18 protein-coding genes are annotated in these 17097 nt (G+C 59.7%); 12 read left to right on the top strand and 6 right to left on the bottom strand.

From position 1 onward, the window contains the following. Positions 1–51: 51 nt before the first annotated feature. Complete coding sequence (locus ORY85_RS06335; protein WP_274572299.1) at positions 52–405, bottom strand: hypothetical protein; 354 nt, start codon at positions 403–405, stop codon at positions 52–54. A 256-nt stretch (positions 406–661) separates the two neighbouring features. Between ORY85_RS06335 and ORY85_RS06330 the strand changes: the two genes are divergently transcribed. The 7 genes from ORY85_RS06330 (at position 662) to grxC (ending at position 7982) form a co-directional block, all read left to right on the top strand. Further along, complete coding sequence (locus ORY85_RS06330) at positions 662–1609, top strand: 4-hydroxyproline epimerase (protein ID WP_274572298.1); 948 nt, start codon at positions 662–664, stop codon at positions 1607–1609. Next, on the top strand, positions 1606–2865 hold the full coding sequence (locus ORY85_RS06325; RefSeq protein ID WP_274572297.1) for an FAD-binding oxidoreductase: 1260 nt from the start codon (positions 1606–1608) through the stop codon (positions 2863–2865). Before ORY85_RS06330 ends, ORY85_RS06325 begins: the two co-directional genes overlap by 4 nt. 20 nt (positions 2866–2885) lie before the next feature. Beyond that, positions 2886–3749 carry a 4-hydroxy-tetrahydrodipicolinate synthase gene (dapA, locus tag ORY85_RS06320; RefSeq protein ID WP_274572296.1) on the top strand — a complete coding sequence of 288 codons (864 nt, stop codon included), beginning with the start codon at positions 2886–2888 and terminating at the stop codon, positions 3747–3749. Between the two features lie 13 nt (positions 3750–3762). Beyond that, on the top strand, positions 3763–5232 hold the full coding sequence (locus ORY85_RS06315) for an aldehyde dehydrogenase (protein ID WP_405030352.1): 1470 nt from the start codon (positions 3763–3765) through the stop codon (positions 5230–5232). Positions 5233–5464: 232 nt separating this feature from the next. Further along, positions 5465–6913: a sodium:alanine symporter family protein gene (locus tag ORY85_RS06310; protein ID WP_274572294.1), complete on the top strand. Its 1449-nt coding sequence runs from the start codon at positions 5465–5467 to the stop codon at positions 6911–6913. Between the two features lie 171 nt (positions 6914–7084). Further along, a complete protein-coding gene (locus ORY85_RS06305) occupies positions 7085–7648 on the top strand; it encodes an L-threonylcarbamoyladenylate synthase (protein ID WP_274572293.1) in 564 nt (187 codons plus the stop codon). A 70-nt stretch (positions 7649–7718) separates the two neighbouring features. Continuing rightward, positions 7719–7982: a glutaredoxin 3 gene (gene grxC / locus ORY85_RS06300; protein ID WP_274572292.1), complete on the top strand. Its 264-nt coding sequence runs from the start codon at positions 7719–7721 to the stop codon at positions 7980–7982. 77 nt (positions 7983–8059) lie between these two features. Here the strand turns inward: grxC and ORY85_RS06295 are convergent, their stop codons facing one another. Next, positions 8060–9703 carry an AarF/ABC1/UbiB kinase family protein gene (locus ORY85_RS06295; protein ID WP_274572291.1) on the bottom strand — a complete coding sequence of 548 codons (1644 nt, stop codon included), beginning with the start codon at positions 9701–9703 and terminating at the stop codon, positions 8060–8062. A 199-nt stretch (positions 9704–9902) separates the two neighbouring features. On the opposite strand from ORY85_RS06295, the gene ORY85_RS06290 reads away from it, so the two are divergent. The 4 genes from ORY85_RS06290 to ORY85_RS06275 all read left to right on the top strand — a co-directional run bounded on the left by ORY85_RS06290 (position 9903) and on the right by ORY85_RS06275 (position 11770). Beyond that, positions 9903–10364: a C40 family peptidase gene (locus tag ORY85_RS06290; protein ID WP_274572317.1), complete on the top strand. Its 462-nt coding sequence runs from the start codon at positions 9903–9905 to the stop codon at positions 10362–10364. 10 nt (positions 10365–10374) lie between these two features. Beyond that, the gene (locus ORY85_RS06285; protein WP_274572290.1) at positions 10375–10587 is read left to right on the top strand and encodes a hypothetical protein; all 213 of its coding nucleotides are present in this window, start codon (positions 10375–10377) and stop codon (positions 10585–10587) included. Positions 10588–10734: 147 nt separating this feature from the next. Continuing rightward, a complete protein-coding gene (locus ORY85_RS06280) occupies positions 10735–11097 on the top strand; it encodes a CidA/LrgA family protein (protein ID WP_274572289.1) in 363 nt (120 codons plus the stop codon). Then, entirely contained in the window at positions 11084–11770 is a 687-nt protein-coding gene (locus ORY85_RS06275; protein WP_274572288.1) for an LrgB family protein, read from the top strand. Before ORY85_RS06280 ends, ORY85_RS06275 begins: the two co-directional genes overlap by 14 nt. Before the next feature lie 242 nt (positions 11771–12012). Here the strand turns inward: ORY85_RS06275 and ORY85_RS06270 are convergent, their stop codons facing one another. From ORY85_RS06270 to dusA, 3 genes are all read right to left on the bottom strand, one after another. Continuing rightward, the gene (locus ORY85_RS06270) at positions 12013–12807 is read right to left on the bottom strand and encodes a thymidylate synthase (RefSeq protein ID WP_274572287.1); all 795 of its coding nucleotides are present in this window, start codon (positions 12805–12807) and stop codon (positions 12013–12015) included. Between the two features lie 16 nt (positions 12808–12823). Further along, a complete protein-coding gene (locus tag ORY85_RS06265) occupies positions 12824–13447 on the bottom strand; it encodes a LysE family translocator (RefSeq protein WP_274572286.1) in 624 nt (207 codons plus the stop codon). A gap of 237 nt (positions 13448–13684) precedes the next feature. Next, a complete protein-coding gene (dusA, locus tag ORY85_RS06260) occupies positions 13685–14698 on the bottom strand; it encodes a tRNA dihydrouridine(20/20a) synthase DusA (RefSeq protein ID WP_274572316.1) in 1014 nt (337 codons plus the stop codon). 112 nt (positions 14699–14810) lie between these two features. Here dusA and ORY85_RS06255 point away from each other — a divergent pair, with 112 nt between their 5' ends. Then, positions 14811–16001: an amino acid aminotransferase gene (locus tag ORY85_RS06255; RefSeq protein ID WP_274572285.1), complete on the top strand. Its 1191-nt coding sequence runs from the start codon at positions 14811–14813 to the stop codon at positions 15999–16001. A 304-nt stretch (positions 16002–16305) separates the two neighbouring features. On the opposite strand, the gene map is transcribed toward ORY85_RS06255, so the two are convergent. Next, positions 16306–17082: a type I methionyl aminopeptidase gene (gene map, locus ORY85_RS06250; RefSeq protein WP_274572284.1), complete on the bottom strand. Its 777-nt coding sequence runs from the start codon at positions 17080–17082 to the stop codon at positions 16306–16308. Between the last annotated feature and the right edge of the window lie 15 nt (positions 17083–17097).

Raw genomic sequence — 17097 nt, 5'->3', positions numbered from 1 at the left:
CAGCCGCATCGATGTAGGCGGCATGATTTCCGATAATGCCGAATCCCGGTCTCAGGGAAGGAGGTGCGGACGGGGCGGCGGGGCGTGATTTGGAGCTGCGGTGCCGGTTGCGTTCAAGGCATCTGCATCTGGGCGATTGCCGGATTTACCGTCATATATCAGGCGGAAAGGGCGGCCGGCTGAGACGGAAACGGGAGCCAATTCGATGTTTTGTATCTTGCCGTAGGTTATCTTTGTCTCAGTCAGATGGATATTCTGAACCCCGTTACGGTCATGGGATTTGTCCGGTGCGGAATCCGACCGGCCTGTGCCGGAAAACGAATTGTCCCTATCGGCGCAGTCCCGGCCGGAATCGTTTTTGGCGATTCCGCCGGCGAAGTTGTCCTTGCTGCAAAGATTGGTCATGAATCAGTTTCTCCTTTGAATATGGTTTTTGCAAATATCCGCTGCCGCATATTGGCCGCAGCAGCGGTTGGTTGATTATAATAGATAATTATTATCATTTAAATATGGCCGTCTGAACCGTGGGTGCGGGTGTTTCAGACGGCCTTTTTGCGGGCGTTGTGCCTGTTTCGACAAAAAACGGGCGGAATCCGTCAAGACAGTGCGGGCATTGGGCGGGTAAGGTAGGGGCGGGTAGTATTTTGGACAGGATGGCGTGATGGCTGACGGATATGTTTTTTCTGTAATCGATTCCCATACCGGCGGCGAGCCGACGCGTGTGGTGTACGGCGGGTTTCCCGAATTGGACGGAGGCAGCGTGAAAGCGCAGTGTGCGGACTTTGCCGCGCGTTTCGACCATTTGCGCCGCGCGCTGATTTTGGAACCGCGCGGTTCGGACGTGCTGGTGGGGGCGCTGCTGTGCCGCCCGCAGTCGGCCGCAGCGGCGGCCGGGGTGATTTTTTTCAATAACAGCGGTTATCTGGGCATGTGCGGCCACGGCACCATCGGTTTGGTGAAGACGCTGCATCATCTCGGGCGCATCGGTACCGGCACGCATCTGCTGGAAACGCCGGTGGGCGATGTGTGCTGTACGCTGCATGAAGACGGTTCGGTCAGTGTGCGCAATGTGCCGGCCTACCGCTACCGCAGGGCGGTGCCGCTCGATGTGGCGGGTGTCGGCCGCATTACGGGCGATATTGCCTGGGGCGGCAACTGGTTTTTTCTGACCGACAACCACGGCTGTACGGTCGCATCCGACAATCTGGCACGGCTGACCGATGCCGCTGCGCGTATCCGCGCGGCATTGAATGAGCAGGGCATCAGGGGAAAGGACGGAGCCGAAATCGACCATATCGAGCTGTTCGGACCGACGGATACGGCCGACAGCCGCAGCTTCGTCCTCTGCCCGGGCGGGGCGTACGACCGTTCGCCCTGCGGGACGGGCACCAGCGCGAAACTGGCCTGTCTGGCGGCAGACGGTGTGTGGCCGCCTGAAAAAGCGTGGATACAGGAAAGTGTGATCGGCAGCCGCTTTGCCGCTTCGTACGAGCCGCTTTCAGACGGCCTGATTGTGCCGACCATCACGGGGCGGGCGCATATTCATGCGGCGGCGGATATTTTTGTCCGGCCGGACGATCCGTTTGCCTGCGGAATCGAAACATCATGAACGGGCAGGTATTTTCGGCGGCGGTGGTCGGCGGCGGCATTGTCGGTCTGTGTACCGCACTGGAATTGCAGCGGTACGGCGAACGGGTGCTGCTGTTGGAGCGCGGCACGGTCTGCGGCGGTGCGTCTTGGGGCAATGCGGGGCACATCGCTGCGGAGCAGGTGTTTCCGATTGCCTCGCCCGATATATTGAAGCAGCTGCCGCGTATGCTGGCCGACCCGCTCGGCCCGCTGCGGCTGGACTGGCGGTATCTGCCGCAAATTGCACCGTGGCTGTTCAGGCTGCTGTACAACCTGACCCCTGCGCGTTTTGAGCACAGCCGCCGCGCGCTGTCCGCACTCAACGGCCGTGCTTTGGCCGCATGGCAGGATTTCGCCAGCCAATGGGGGGCGGCAAGGCACTTGAAGGTGCGGGGTTCGCTGCTGGTGTGTGAAAGTGCGGACGGACAGGCGGCTTTACAGCGGCACGGCAGGGTACTGGCCGGTTTGGGTGTGGCGAACGAATGGCTGGATAGGGACGGACTGCACGCGCGCGAACCGGCCTTGTCCGACCGCATCTGCGGCGGGCTGTTTTTCCCCGACACCGGCCATGTGGCCGATCTGGCGGGCATGGCGGCAGATTTGCGGCAGGCGTTTGTACGGGCAGGCGGTACGCTGTACGAACATACCGAAGTGGCCGATGCGGCGCCGCTTTCAGACGGCCGTTTCCGCCTGATCGTGCGCGGCGGGCTGTTCGAGGCCGGGCGGATTGTGATTGCGGCGGGGGCGTTTTCCAAACCGTGGCTGAAAAAACTGTGCGGCCGCAGCGCACCGCTCGATACCGAGCGCGGCTACCACTTGATGCTGCCACAGCAGACGGATATGCCGGCCGTCCCCGTGAGCAGTTTCGAGCGCAAATTGATTATGACACCGATGGATGCGGGATTGCGGCTGGCCGGAACGGTGGAATTTGCCGGACTGCACGCACTGCCCGATATGCGGCGGGCATTCAGGCTGCACGATTTGGCGCAGCCCGTGCTCAAAGGCCGTCTGAACGGCGGAAATGCCGTGCCGTGGCTGGGTTTCCGTCCGTCGCTGCCCGATTCGCTGCCGGTCATCGACCGTGTGGGCAATGTGCTGCTGGCATTCGGCCATCAGCATTTGGGGCTGACGCAGGCACCGCTGACTGCGCGGTTGGTCACAGCCCTGTATTTCGGCGAAACGCCCGAAATCGATTTGAGCCCCTACCGGCTCAACCGTTTTTCCCCCGTTTTCTGACTGTATACCAAGGAGTGTTTATGAATATCGAAGGGATTTTGGTACCGATTGTGACCCCGTTTACCGACGATAACCGCGTGGATACCGCGCTGTTGGCGGAGCTGGTGGACGCCTTTATCGCCAAAGGCGTGCGCGGCATCGTCGCCTGCGGCACCACGGGCGAGTATTACGCCTTGTCGGAAGAAGAGCGCGAAACCGTGCTGGCCACCATTGTTCAGGCCGCCGCCGGACGCTGCACGCTGATTGCGGGCATCAGCGGTATGTCGAGCGAAACCGCCGCCCGCCGCGCTGTCCGTGCCAAGGAGTTGGGGTACGACGGACTGATGCTTTCGGCACCGCCGTACAGTCTGCCGTCGCAGCAGGGCATCATCGAACATTTTGAATATGCGGCATCGCAAACCGATCTGCCGGTGATTCTGTACAACTTTCCCGCCCGCGTCGGTGTGGGCCTGACGTTTGAAACCGTGGCGCATCTGGCCGGACACCCGAATATTGTCGGCATCAAAGAGAGCAGCGGCAGTTTTTCCGACGCACTGCGCCTGATTCAGGCCGGTTTCGACGATTTCCAAGTGATATGCGGCTGCGACGACCAGCCTTTGGATTTTTTCTTCTGGGGCGTGAAAAGCTGGATTGCGGGGGCGGCCAATGTGTTCCCCGGCGAGCAGGTGGCTTTGTTCCGCGCCGCGCAGGAAGGGGATTGGGACACCGCGCGTGCCATTTTCGACACGCTTTATCCCGCCCTGCACTCGATGGAGTCGGGCGGTTACAACCAAAAAGCCAAAATCGGCTGCCTGAACGGCACGAAACCCGCCGGACGGGTGCGCCTGCCGCTGCACAACCTGAGCGCGGCGGAAGCGGCCGAATTTGCAGCTTTGCTTCATTGACAAGGAGAGCATGATGAAAACAGTACAGGACATTTTCGACACTGCCCGGGCAGGCAGCCTGTGGGCGGGGCATCTGATTCCCGGCCACACCGATTCGGGCAAAAAACTGGAAAACCGCACCCCTATCGACAACTCGCTCATCGGCTACATTGCCGACGGCGGTGCGGAAGACATCGATGCGGCCGTACGTGCGGCGCGCAGTGCTTTTTCAGACGGCCTGTGGGCGGACAAAAGCCCGGCCGAAAAGCGCGCCGTGCTGCTGCGGTGGGCGCAGCTGGTCGAAGCGCACGCCGAAGAGTTGGCGGCCTTGGACTGCATCGAGGCGGGCAAACCCATCAGCGAATGCCTGAATACCGATATGCCCGCCACGGTCGAAACTTTTTATTTCTATGCCGAATATGTCGATAAAGCCTTCGGCCGCGTAGCACCTTCGGGCAATGATGCGCTGGGGCTGATTGTGCAGGAGCCGGTCGGCGTGGTCGGTGCGGTACTGCCGTGGAATTTCCCCGCCCAGATGTTTGCATGGAAAGTCGTACCCGCGCTGGCGGCGGGCAATTCCGTGATTGTGAAACCGGCCGAGCTGACTTCGATGAGTGCCTGCCGCATGGTACAGCTGGCGCACGAGGCGGGTGTGCCGGAAGGCGCGCTGACGCTGGTGTGCGGTTTGGGCGAAACCGCCGGCCGCGCGCTGGGGCTGCATCACGATGTGGATATGGTGGCCTTTACCGGTTCCACCGAAGTCGGCCGTTACTTTCTGGAATATTCGGCGCAGAGCAATCTGAAAGAAATCGTGCTCGAATGCGGCGGCAAAAGCCCGCAGATTGTGTTTGCCGATGCCGATCTGGACAAGGCCGTGCCCTCGATTCTGGCCGCCGCATTCTGGAACATGGGCGAAAATTGCAGTTGCGGTTCGCGCCTGATTGTCGATGCGCGCGTCAAAGACAGCCTGCTGGCCAAACTTTCAGACGGCCTGAAACAGAATTGGAAGGTCGGCGACCCGCGTTTGCCCGAAACCAATCTCGGCCCGCTGGTGGAGCAGGCGCATTTCGAGAAAGTGTGCCGCTATTTCGATACCGCGCTGCAAGAGGGCGGCCGTTTGGTTACCGGCGGTCGAACCGGCGACGGTTGGTATTTCGCTCCGGCGATTATCGACGGTGTTACCGAGGAGATGACGGTTTTCAAAGAAGAAATATTCGGCCCTGTTTTGGCGGTTACGGTATTTGAGGATGAGGAAGAAGCAGTGCGGCTGGCCAACCGTTCCGATTACGGGCTGGCCGCTTCGTTCTACACCGCCGACATCGGCCGCGCCCACCGGGTTGCCCGCCGGATTCAGGCAGGTACGGTATCGGTGAACGGTTTCTCCGAAGGCAGCATCGCCACCCCGTTCGGCGGTTACAAGCAGTCGGGCTTCGGCGGCCGCGACAAAGGCGTGGAAGCGTTCGAGCAGTACACGCAGACCAAAACCGTCTGGCTGATGGCATAACCGCGTAGGCCGGATACTCGGTATCCGACAACTGTAATCCGTCATCTGTCGATCTGTTTTCAGACGGCCTGTGTCGGATTCGAGAATCCGACCTACCGTGATGGTTTAACCGTGTAGGTCGGATACTCTGTATCCGACATCGGGAACGGTGACGGCCGTCTGAAAGCAGGCGGTGCCGTCAAAAAATGCCGCAGCCGCGACGGTTGCGGCGGACAATAAAAAGGAGAAAAAGATGGAACAAATGGTAAATACGCTGGTGGACTATATCTGGGGCAACGGCCTGGTGTATCTGGCTTTGGCCGTCGGCCTGTATTTTACGCTGGCCACCCGGGGCGTGCAGTTCCGCTATCTGCCCGAGATGATCCGCCTGCTGCGCGAGCGGCAGGAATCGGGGGCGGGCATTTCGCCGTTTCAGGCGTTCTGTATGTCGCTGTCGGGACGCATCGGTGTCGGCAATATCGCCGGTGTCGCCACCGCGATTGCGGCAGGCGGGCCGGGTGCGGTGTTCTGGATGGTGGTGATGGCGCTTTTGGGCGCAGCCGCCGCTTTTACCGAATCGACGCTGGCGCAGATTTATAAAACCGAAGTCGGTACGGAATACCGGGGCGGTTCGCCTTACTATATTGAGAAAGGTTTGAAGTTGAAAGGTTTTGCCGTGCTGGTGGCAGTGGTCATCTGCCTCAGTTACGGCGTGCTGGTGCCGGGGATTCAGGCCAATACCATCGCCGCTTCGTTTGATCAGGCCTTCGGTCTGCCGTCATGGGTAACCGGGGCGGCGGTCAGCCTTTTCCTGGCATTTCTGATTTTCGGCGGTACGAAACGCATCGCCCGCGCCGCCGACCGCATTATCCCGCTGATGGCGTTGGGCTATGTCTGCCTGATGCTGGTGGTGCTGGTTGCCCATGCCGGCCGTATTCCCGAGACGGTCGGCCTGATTGTCGGCAGTGCGTTCGGTACCGATGCGCTGTTCGGCGGCATGGTCGGCACGGCCGTGGCTTGGGGCGTGCGCCGTGCGGTGTTTTCCAATGTGGCCGGTGCGGGCGAGGCAACGTTCAGCTCGGCGGCGGCCGAAGTCAGCCACCCCGTCAAACAGGGTTTGGTGCAGGGGTTTTCGGTGTACATCGATACCGTTGTGGTGTGCAGTGCCACCGCTGTGATGATTCTGATTACCGGCATGTATAATGTGCAGTCGCCCGGTATGGATACGCCGCTGGTGGCGAACATTCCCGGCGTGGCCGCAGGTGCGGCCTACACGCAGGCAGCCTTGGGTACGGTGTTCGGCAGTTTCGGCGGGATTTTTGTCGCCGTCGGCATTTTCTTTTTCGCCTTCACCTGTCTGATGGCTTATTACTACATCGCTGAAACGGCGCTGCTGTATCTGGATCAAAAGCTGAAATACCCGCTGCTGGGCAGAGCGTTGCGGCTGGTGTTTCTGGCGGTGGTGTTCGCGGGCAGCGTCCAGTCGGCCGGTTTGATGTGGGGCTTGGGCGACATCGGTTTCGGCAGTATGTGCTATTTGAACCTGATTGCCATCGTTTTGCTGAGCAGACCCGCCCTGCGCGCGCTGCGCGATTACGACCGCCAGCGCAAAGCCGGTATCGATCCGGTATTCGACCCGCGTGCGGCGGGAATAGACGGTGCCGATTTCTGGGTGGAATATGCGCGCCGCCACCGGCGTTAAACCGGCCCGAAACCCGCCCGCAGCACGGCGGGTTTCGGGTGTGACGGACAATCCGCCCGGCACGGCCGTTTTATCGCACAGTATGCACCCCGTTTCAGACGGCCTTTCGGACGCAGCGGGCGGACAGGCCGTCTGAATCGTGTACAATCACGCTTTTGCCCGCACCGTTTTATGGAAACCCGTTTGTCCGAAGCGGCCGGCCGAAGCCTGCGGCGGCATTTGCAGCGCGGCGGTTTGGTCGCATACCCCACCGAATCGAGCTACGGTTTGGGCTGTCTGCCCGGCCATGCGCGGGCTTTGGTGCGTCTGATGCGGCTGAAAAAACGGCCGCAGCACAAAGGCATGATTGTCATCGGTGCCGGTGTCGGCCAGTTGCAGCCGTGGCTGGCGGCGCTGCCGCCCGATACGGCAGGGCGGTTGGCGCAGATTTGGCCGGCGCGCCAAACTTTTTTGCTGGCGGCGGGGCGGCGGGTGCTGCCGGCGCTGCGCGGCCGGGGTCGGGACGTTTTGGCCGTCAGGGTTCCCGACCATGCCGCCGCCCGGGTTTTGTGCCGCCGTGCCGGTTCGGCATTGGTGTCCACATCGTGCAACCGTGCGGGCAAACGTCCCTGCCGCAGCGAGCGCGAGGTGCGCCGCCAGTTCGGCCGTCAGGTGAAAATCGTCGGCGGCCGCACCGGCGGTGCCAAACGGCCGAGCGAAATCGTTGATTGGCGCAGCGGCATACGGCTGCGTTGAACGGACGGTACGGCTGCGGTGCGGTATCCGTATGATGTGCCGACCGATATTTGACAGAAAGGTTTTTCCGATGCAGAAAGTTACTGTATATTCCGGCTCCCATTGTCCGTATTGTGTGATGGCCAAGCAGCTGCTGGCGCAGGTGGGCGTGATGCAGATTGAGGAAATCACGCAGCAGTCCGACCCCGGGGCGTTCCGCAAAATGGTCGAGGAAACTGCCACCCGCACCGTGCCGCAGATTTTTATCGGCGACACCCACGTCGGCGGCTTTACCGACCTGCGCGCGCTGCATCAGGCGGGCGGCCTGCTGCCGCTGCTGCACGGAAAAGGCTGATGCCGGCCGTCTGAATCCGGTGTGCCGAAGGCCGTCTGAAAACACCATGCGTTTTCAGACGGCCTTTTCCGGCGGTATCAGTGTTTGCCCGAACGCCAGATCGACCAGATAATCCACAGGCTGTTGGCAAAGGCCAGCAGGTAACCCAGCAGGCCGAGCAGACGGCCGTTTCCCGTACTCATCACAATGGAAGAGCCGATAATCAGGGCGGCGGTAACGATGCCCATGGTCAGGCGGTTGGCTGTGCGGTCTAGCTGGTGGTTGAGGTCGTCTATCCGTTTGACGTCGAGATTGACGCTGAAACGGCCGCTTTGGATACGGCGCGACAGTTGCAGCAGATTGTGCGGCAGGTCGGATACGGCGCGCCGCAGCAGGAAGCGGCGGCTGCGGGTTTTGCCCAGCCATTCATGCGGCGAGGCGCGGCGGCGGAGTTGCGCCAGTACAATCGGTTTGGCACGCGCGAACAGTTCGGTGCCGCCGTCCAGCTGTTTGACTACACCTTCCAGCGTAATCAGTGCTTTGAACAGCATGACCAAGTCGCCCGGCAGCGTGAGCCGGTGTTCGCGCATCAGATGGGTAATATCGTTGATGACTTGGCTGATGCGCAGGTCGCGTACCGGTGTATGCTCGTAGTTGAGCAGCATTTCCAGCACGTCCGCACCCAGCAGGCTTTCGTCGGGCAGATCGCCCTGCGCCCAATTGCTCAGTACGTATTGAATGGCGGCCGCATCGCGTGCTATCAGAGCCTGAATCAAGTCGGTGATTTCGCGGCGGCGCTCGGCCGACAGATGGCCGACCAAACCGTAGTCGATCAGTGTGATGCGGCCGTTTTCTCCGATGAAGATATTGCCCGGGTGCGGGTCGGCATGGAAAAAGCCGTGTTCGAGTATCATGGTAAACAGCGTATCGGTCAGCGTGTGCGCCCATTCGGTGCGCCGTCCGGCAGGCAGGGCGGAAATGTCTGTATGGGCGAGCAGCGTGTCGGCGATGTATTCCTGCACCACCATCCGGCGGCCGGAATATTCGGCATAGACTTTGGGAATACAGACGGCACCGTGGCCGGAAAACGCCGAGGCAAAGCGCTGCATATAGCGTATTTCAACCGACAAATCGGTTTCTCTGGCCAGGCTGCGCGCGAAATACTGCATCATCTGTACAGGGCGGTAGCGGCGGCTTTCGGGAATTTCCGATTCAATCAGGGCGGCCAGATGGTTAAGAATGCGTAAATCTGCGTGAATCAGTTTGTCGATGTCGGGGCGTTTGATTTTCACGGCAACCGTCTGTCCGCTGTGCAGGACGGCACGGTGGACTTGGGCGATGGAGGCACTGCCGATGGGGCGGCTGTCGATGCTGAGGAAGACTTCTTCGGGGTCGCGGCCGAGGGCGGCGGCCATGACGGCGGGAATTTCCGCGCCGTCTATAGGGGAGACATTGCTCTGTAAACGCTCGAACTCTTCAATCCATTCGGCGTTGAAAATATCGACACGGGTCGATAAAATCTGCCCCAGTTTGATAAACGTCGGCCCCAGCTCTTCAAAAGCCAGCCGGAAACGGCGCGGCGTGCTCAGGTAACGGTTGCCTGCCTCATCGGCGGCATCGGACGGACTGCCCGCCAATTTGATGCGCCGGACAAACTCGCCCAAGCCGTATTTGCTCAGAACGGCGACGATTTCGCGCATACGGGAAAAGTCGCGCAAAGCCAGAAGGGTGGGGATCATCATGCTGCGGTACCGGACGTGCGTTCAGGCAGGCAGCATACCATAATCCGCGAAGACCTTTGCGGTAATGATTTTCCGCTGCGGAAATCCTTACCGCAAAGGCCTTGTGTCTGCTGTTTCGCATGAGCAGACGGCCGTAATACGGATGGGAATGATGACAGAGAAGTGGAAACGTTTTTTTGCCCTGCTGCCGGCGGCCGTGATGCTGTGCGGACAGGCGGCAGCCGATGATTTGACGGACGGAGCGGCGGCCGTCCGTACCGTACAGACTGCCGATACCGATGCGCTGATTTTCGGTGCGGTGGGGCTGGTCGGCGTGACCTACCGTTTAGGCGGGACATCGCCGGCGAAGGGGTTCGATTGCAGCGGTCTGATGCAGTATATTTTCGGCAGAACCATGCAGGTCAGCCTGCCGCGTACGTCGGCAGAGCAGGCCAAGGTGGGTGTCGCGGTGGCGCGCGGCGATTTGCAGCCGGGCGATATGGTATTTTTCAATACGGCAGGCAGGCGGATTTCCCATGTCGGGCTGTACATCGGCAATAACCGTTTCGTACATGCGCCGCGTACCGGCAAAAGTGTGGAAATCGTCAGTCTGGGCAATCCGTATTGGAGCAAGCGTTATGTTACCGCGCGGCGTGTACAGCCTGTGCAGAACAGTTTTTAGGGGCGTGTGAATGGCCAAACCCGAGATGCCGAAATGGTACGGCGACGACGGTGCGCCGGTGTCGTGTACCGAAAAAATCAAGGTGATGACCGAAAATATGGACGAGCTGTACCAAACGGCGCAGGACGCATTTGAAGACGCCCTCCTGATGGGGTGCGGCGAGGCGCAGTTGCGCGATTATCTGCAGGCACTGGTGGCGGGGCTGGAAAACCCCTACCGCTGAGTGCAGGCCGATGAAAAGGCCGTCTGAAAAGGGCTGTCGGGCTTTTTTCAGACGGCCTTTCGGTTTTGTGCGGCCGGATTGTTGATTTTTGTTAAGATGGTGTTTATATTTTGTGTTCGCGCTTGTGTGCATTGGGGACGCGGAACTATGGTTTTGATTCGGGCTTTGTGTATTATTTTCGGTTTTTTGGCGGCGGGCGAGGGTGTGGTGCTGTTCAGCGGTGTGCCGCTGCCGGGCAGTATTGTCGGATTGGGCCTTCTGTTTGCGGCTTTGCAGGCCGGTTGGGTTCAGGCATCCTGGCTGTCGGGGCTGACCGATCTGTTAATGGCCAATCTGTCGCTGTTTCTGGTGCCGCCCTGTGTGGCGGTGATGAATTATCTGGATTTGATTGCGTCGGATCTGTGGTCGATTGTGTCGGCAACGGTGTTGAGTACGGTGGCGGTGCTGCTGGTAACCGGCAAAGTGCACGAATGGCTGCGCAAGGGAAAGGGCGGCCGTGCTGAATCATAGTTTTACCCTGCTGTGGCTGACGCTGTTTGTGTATTGGGTGGTCAATATTCTGCGTGCGCGTACCGGCAGCGTGCTGGTCAATCCGGTGGCGTGGAGTACGTTTGCCGTGATTGTTTACCTGCGCCTGTTCGATATCGACTATGCCACTTATCACGGGGCGGCGCAGTATATCGATTTCTGGCTCAAACCGGCGGTGGTGGGGCTGGCGGTGCCGCTGTATCTGAGCTGGGGCAAAATCCGCAGGCAGTGGCTGCCGATTATCCTGTCGCAGACGGCAGGCAGCCTCACCGGCATGGTCAGCGTGGTTTGGCTGGCGAAAATGTCCGGTTCGGGACGCGAGGTGATGCTGAGTCTGGCGGCCAAATCCGTTACCACGCCGATTGCGCTGGAAGTCACCAAAGCCATCGGCGGTATTCCGCCGATTACGGCGGCCACGGTGATTTTGGCGGGTTTGGTGGGGCAGGTGGCCGGTTATCAGATTATGCGCCGCAGCCGTGTGCGCCGGCCGATGTCGCAGGGCATGTCGATGGGTTCGGCTTCGCACGCTATGGGGATTGCCGCGTCTTTGGAGCGCAGCAAAAAGTTTGCCGCCTATGCCAGTCTGGGGCTGATTCTCAACGGGATTATCACGGCCGCGCTGGCACCCTTTGTGGTGCCGCTGCTGGTGGATTAGGCGCAGCGGTGCGGATTAAGTTCCGTCAAAAATCAGGCCGTCTGAAAACGGGTTGTGTACCGTTTTCAGACGGCCTTGAACATATCGGGCAAGGTCGTCCGATATTTTTTTATGGCGTTTTTTGCAGGTGTCGGATTTAGAGCATCCGACATTTGACCGGTACGGGCGGCCGTGTCGGATACGGAGTATCCGGCCTACTGTCTCATGCCTTCATGCCGGATTCAGAGCATCCGACCTACATTTCAGACGGCCACGGGGGCTTTGATGTGCGGGTGCGGGTCGTAATCCGTCAGGGTAAAGTCGTCGAAAGTGAAGGCGAACAAGTCGTCCACGGCGGGATTGAGCGTCATTTTCGGCAGGGCGCGCGGTTCGCGGGCCAGCTGCAACCGGGCCTGTTCAAAATGATTGCGGTAGAGGTGGGCATCGCCGAAGGTGTGGACAAATTCGCCCGGCCGCAGGCCGCATACCTGCGCCAGCATCAGGGTGAGCAGCGCGTAGCTGGCGATGTTGAACGGCACGCCGAGAAAGATGTCGGCACTGCGCTGGTAGAGTTGGCACGACAGGCGGCCGTCGGCCACGTAAAACTGGAACAGCGCGTGGCAGGGCGGCAGTGCCATCTGATCGACCAGCGCGGGATTCCATGCCGAAACGATGATGCGGCGCGAATCGGGGGCGGTTCGGATTTGGTCGATGATGTTCTGAATCTGGTCGATATGGCCGCCGTCGGGTGTCGGCCAGCTGCGCCACTGATAACCATACACCGGCCCCAAATCGCCGTTCTCGTCCGCCCATTCGTCCCAAATCGATACTTGGTTGTCTTTCAGGTATTGGATGTTGGTGTCGCCTTTGAGAAACCACAACAGTTCGTGAATGATGGAGCGCAGGTGGAGTTTTTTGGTGGTTAAAAGCGGGAAGCCCGCGTTTAAGTCAAAGCGCATCTGGTAGCCGAATATCGAGCGTGTACCGGTGCCGGTGCGGTCGGATTTGTCGCGGCCGTTTTCCAGCACATGGCGCATCAGGTCTAAATAAGCTTTCATAAACAGTTTCCGTTTGTCAGATAAAACGGCCGATGCCGCTGCCGAAAGCGTACAGGCCGATCAGGATAAACAGGGCGGCGCACGCGGTATGAACGGTACGGGCGCGCGCGGGTGTGATGATTTTGGCCGCACCCATGCCGTAGGCAAGCAAAACCGCGTAATCCAAGAGGCACCACAAGGCCGTCAGCAACAGCAGCCCCGGCCACAAATCCCAACCCAGCCGCACGATAAACGGCGGGAAAAAGGTCATAAAAAAGACCACGTCTTTCGGATTGGAAATGCCGATGATAAAGGCGGAGGCGACGATTTTCGCGCCGTGTCCGCGTGCGGCAGGCGCGCTTTCGGCGGCGGGCAGGTCGTGGCGGCTGTGCCACAAACGGCTGCCGTAATACAGCAGGTACAGGCCGCCGACCGCCGCCAGCACATCAAGCAACGATTCGTGTATCCGTCCCAAGCCGTCGAGCATCAAGCCGGCTGCCAGAATCAGCACCAGCGAAGCCAGATTGCTGCCGAACACGGCCAGCAGCGCGCCTTTCCAGCCGCCGCGTGCGGCATGGTCCACCACCGCCAGATTCACCGGCCCGGGCAGAACCAGAAACAGCAGAACGGTGAGCAGATAAGTACCGATAACGGTTGTCATGCAGATTCCTTATAGATTCGGCTGCGGGTTTTGGCTTTGCAGAACCGCTGCGTTCTCATGTAGGTCGGATACTTGTATCCGACAAAAGCAGTTTCGCTCGTTTTGGCTTTGCAGAACCGCTGCGTTCTCATGTAGGTCGGATACTTGTATCCGACAAAAGCAGTTTCATTCGTTTTAGCTCCGCAGAAACCCGCTTTGCTCGTTTTAGCTTCGCAGAAATCGTGCTGCGCACTATTTTCAGACGGCCTGACGGGTATGCGCGTGTTTCTGCACTTCGGCCCATGCGGCAGCAATCAGCTCGGGATTGTTCGGTTTGAGCAGGGCGGCATCGGACAGCATACGCCGCCAGACGCGCGCACCGTTCAAGCCGTGCATCAGCCCCAGATAATGGCGCGCCATATGGCGCAGAATCGTGCCGTTTCCGGCGGCAATCTGCGTTTCGGCATAGTGTTTCAGACGGCCGACCAGCTCGTCCAACTCAATCGGCGCGCGGGTATCGCCGTAAAACAGCCGGTCCCAGTCGCGCATAATCATCGGATTGTGGTAGCACTCGCGCCCGACCATCACGCCGTCGACATATTGCAGATGAGCGGCGATTTCGCTGTTGGTGGTGATGCCGCCGTTGATGATGATTTCCAAATCGGGAAATTCCTGTTTCAGGCGGTACACATAATCGTATTTCAGGGGCGGCACTTCGCGGTTTTCTTTCGGCGACAGGCCGTCCAGCCAGGCATTGCGCGCATGGACGATAAAGGTGGTGCAGGCGGTTTTATCGCGCAGCGTGCCGACAAAATCGGCCACGGTCTGATAGTCGGTTTGGCGGTCGACGCCGATGCGGTGTTTGACGGTAACCGCACAGTCGGGCGCAGCGTCCCGCATGGCGTTCAGACAGTCGGCGACCAGACCGGCTTCGTTCATCAGGCAGGCTCCGAACGCGCCTTTCTGTACGCGCGGGCTGGGGCAGCCGCAGTTGAGGTTGATTTCGTCGTAACCGAAAGCCGCCGCTTTGGCCGCCGCCTGTGCCAAGGCCGCCGGTTCGCTGCCGCCCAGTTGCAGGGCGACGGGGTTTTCACATTCGTTTTTGTGCAAAAAGCGCGCCGGATCGCCGTAAATCACGGCACCGGCGTTAATCATCTCGGTGTAGAGCCAAGTGTGGCGGGTAATCTGGCGCGCCATGTGGCGGTAGTGGCGGTCGGTCCAGTCGAGCATGGGCGCGACGGACAGGCGGCGCGGCGGCAGAATGGCGTTCATGGCGGTATCCGTTTTCATCAGGCGGCCATTATAGCAGGCAAACAGGCTTTTCAGACGGCCTCTGCCGACATAGAATAAAGTCTTTATCTGTATCGTCAAAAGGAGAAAAGAGATGTTCGGACATGTCGAACCGTATGCGGGCGACCCGATTTTGGGGTTGGTGGAAAAATTTCTGAACGATCCGCGCGCGGAAAAAGTGAATTTGGGCATCGGGATTTATTTTGACGAAAACGGCCGTCTGCCCGTGCCGGCGAGTGTGGCCGCTGCCGAGAAAGCGCGTGCCGCCGAACCGCAGCCGCGCAGTTACCTGCCGATGGAGGGCCTGGCCGAATACCGCCGCGCGGTGCAGGAATTGCTGTTTGCCGGCTGTGCGGCTTTGGACGAAGGGCGGATTGCCACGGTGCAGACTTTGGGCGGGTCGGGTGCGTTGAAATTGGGGGCGGATTTTCTGCACCAGTGGTTTCCCGATGCCGAGGTGTATGTGAGCGACCCGACTTGGGACAACCACAAATCGATTTTTGAGGGGGCGGGCTGCACCGTCGGCACTTATCCCTATTACGATGCCGAAACGGTCGGCGTGCGCTTTGATGCGATGCTCGATTTTTTCAACGGTCTGCCCGAACGCAGCGTGGTGCTGCTGCACCCCTGCTGCCACAACCCCACCGGTGTGGATTTGAGCCGTGATCAATGGGATACGCTTTTGGCGGCGGTGAAACAGCGCGGGCTGATTCCGTTTATGGACATCGCCTATCAGGGCTTCGGCGACGGCTTGCAGGAAGATGCTTATGCCATTCACAAAGCGGCCGAGATGGGGCTGACGGTATTTGTGAGCAATTCGTTTTCCAAAAACCTGTCGCTGTACGGCGAGAGGGTCGGCGGTTTGAGCGTGGTCTGCCCGACGGCGGCAGAGGCGGAACGGGTACTCAGCCGTCTGAAATTCGGTGTGCGCCGCATCTATTCCAGCCCGCCCGCCCACGGTGCGTTTATTACTGCCGCCGTGATGAATACGCCTGAGCTGCGCCAAAGCTGGGAAAACGAGGTGGCGGCCATGCGCGGCCGTATCCGCGCCATGCGCCAAAAACTGTACGACACGCTCAGCCGCAAACTGCCCGGGCGCAACTTTGACTACTTTATCAAACAGCGCGGCATGTTCAGTTACACCGGCCTGAACCCCGCACAGGTGCAGCGTTTGCAGGACGAATTTGCCGTTTATCTGGTGGGCAGCGGGCGGATGTGCGTGGCGGGACTGAACGAGTCGAATATCGATTATGTGGCCGATGCCATGGCGGCCGTGTTGCAGTAAACAGGCACGCCGGTGTCAGACAATCACGGCCGGAGCAGTTCGGCCGTGATTTTTGCGTTATGGGTGCCGGTTTGAAGCAGGAGGCATGGAAGGAAAACTGTTTTGGTTTTGCTGCGGATTTTGACTCTGCGGGGATAACGGGCCGTCTGAAACCGCTGTTTCTGAGAGGCTAGCATGACTTCGTTCTGCTGCGCAGAAACCCGCTTTGCTCCCATGTAGGTCGGATATTTGTATCCGACAAGGCATTTCATGCGTTTTAGCTTCGCAGAAACCCGCTGCGCTCGTTTTCAGACGGCCTTGATGTTTACGGTTTGCCGGTGGCGGGGCTGACGGTGAGGATTTCGCAGCCGGTATCGGTAACCAGTACTTCATGTTCCCACTGGGCGGACAGCGAACGGTCTTTGGTAACCACCGTCCAGCCGTCGGCCAGTATACGCAGATGGCGTTTGCCTTGGTTGATCATCGGCTCGATGGTGAAAATCATGCCCGGTGCCAGTTTCATGCCCTGCCCCTTGCGGCCGTAATGCAGCACTTGCGGGGCTTCGTGGAAGCTGCGGCCGATGCCGTGGCCGCAAAATTCCTGTACCACCGAATAACCCGCGTTTTCGGCAACCGTTTGGCAGGCGTGGCCGATGTCGCCCAAAGTGGCGCCGGGTTTGACGGCGGCGATGCCCGCCATCATGCTTTCGTGGGTCACGTCAATCAGCCGCTGTGCCTGCGGGCTGATTTTGCCTACCGCGAACATACGGCTGGAATCGCCGTGAAAGCCGTCTTTTTTAATCGTGACATCGATATTGAGAATGTCGCCCTCTTTGAGCGGCTTGTCGTTGGGAATGCCGTGGCAGATAACGTGATTGACCGAGGTGCAGCACGATTTGGGGTAGGGCGGGTTGCCGTAGTGGAGCGGGGCGGGATAGCCGCCCTGTACATTGATATGGTAATCGTGAATCAGGCGGTCGATTTCGTTGGTGGTGATGCCGGGTTTGACGAAGGGGCCGATATAGTCCAAGGCTTCGGCCGCCAAACGGCCCAGTTCGCGCATCTTCTCGATTTCTTCGGGGGTTTTGATGATAACGGTCATGGTTGTGCAGGCTGA

The sequence above is a fragment of the Neisseria leonii genome (assembly GCF_028776105.2).
GTDB classification, from domain to species: Bacteria; Pseudomonadota; Gammaproteobacteria; order Burkholderiales; family Neisseriaceae; genus Neisseria; species Neisseria leonii.
The sequence above is the reverse complement of the archived record's forward strand: the minus strand, read 5'-3'. Positions and strand labels throughout refer to the sequence as shown.

Bases quoted from the DNA above. Each gene is read 5' to 3' on its own strand.
- ORY85_RS06335 (WP_274572299.1), bottom strand. From the start codon at position 405: ATGACCAATCTTTGCAGCAAGGACAACTTCGCCGGCGGAATCGCCAAA.
- ORY85_RS06330 (WP_274572298.1), top strand. From the start codon at position 662: ATGGCTGACGGATATGTTTTTTCTGTAATCGATTCCCATACCGGCGGC.
- ORY85_RS06325 (WP_274572297.1), top strand. From the start codon at position 1,606: ATGAACGGGCAGGTATTTTCGGCGGCGGTGGTCGGCGGCGGCATTGTC.
- dapA (WP_274572296.1), top strand. From the start codon at position 2,886: ATGAATATCGAAGGGATTTTGGTACCGATTGTGACCCCGTTTACCGAC.
- ORY85_RS06315 (WP_405030352.1), top strand. From the start codon at position 3,763: ATGAAAACAGTACAGGACATTTTCGACACTGCCCGGGCAGGCAGCCTG.
- ORY85_RS06310 (WP_274572294.1), top strand. From the start codon at position 5,465: ATGGAACAAATGGTAAATACGCTGGTGGACTATATCTGGGGCAACGGC.
- ORY85_RS06305 (WP_274572293.1), top strand. From the start codon at position 7,085: ATGGAAACCCGTTTGTCCGAAGCGGCCGGCCGAAGCCTGCGGCGGCAT.
- grxC (WP_274572292.1), top strand. From the start codon at position 7,719: ATGCAGAAAGTTACTGTATATTCCGGCTCCCATTGTCCGTATTGTGTG.
- ORY85_RS06295 (WP_274572291.1), bottom strand. From the start codon at position 9,703: ATGATGATCCCCACCCTTCTGGCTTTGCGCGACTTTTCCCGTATGCGC.
- ORY85_RS06290 (WP_274572317.1), top strand. From the start codon at position 9,903: ATGCTGTGCGGACAGGCGGCAGCCGATGATTTGACGGACGGAGCGGCG.
- ORY85_RS06285 (WP_274572290.1), top strand. From the start codon at position 10,375: ATGGCCAAACCCGAGATGCCGAAATGGTACGGCGACGACGGTGCGCCG.
- ORY85_RS06280 (WP_274572289.1), top strand. From the start codon at position 10,735: ATGGTTTTGATTCGGGCTTTGTGTATTATTTTCGGTTTTTTGGCGGCG.
- ORY85_RS06270 (WP_274572287.1), bottom strand. From the start codon at position 12,807: ATGAAAGCTTATTTAGACCTGATGCGCCATGTGCTGGAAAACGGCCGC.
- ORY85_RS06265 (WP_274572286.1), bottom strand. From the start codon at position 13,447: ATGACAACCGTTATCGGTACTTATCTGCTCACCGTTCTGCTGTTTCTG.
- dusA (WP_274572316.1), bottom strand. From the start codon at position 14,698: ATGAACGCCATTCTGCCGCCGCGCCGCCTGTCCGTCGCGCCCATGCTC.
- ORY85_RS06255 (WP_274572285.1), top strand. From the start codon at position 14,811: ATGTTCGGACATGTCGAACCGTATGCGGGCGACCCGATTTTGGGGTTG.
- map (WP_274572284.1), bottom strand. From the start codon at position 17,082: ATGACCGTTATCATCAAAACCCCCGAAGAAATCGAGAAGATGCGCGAA.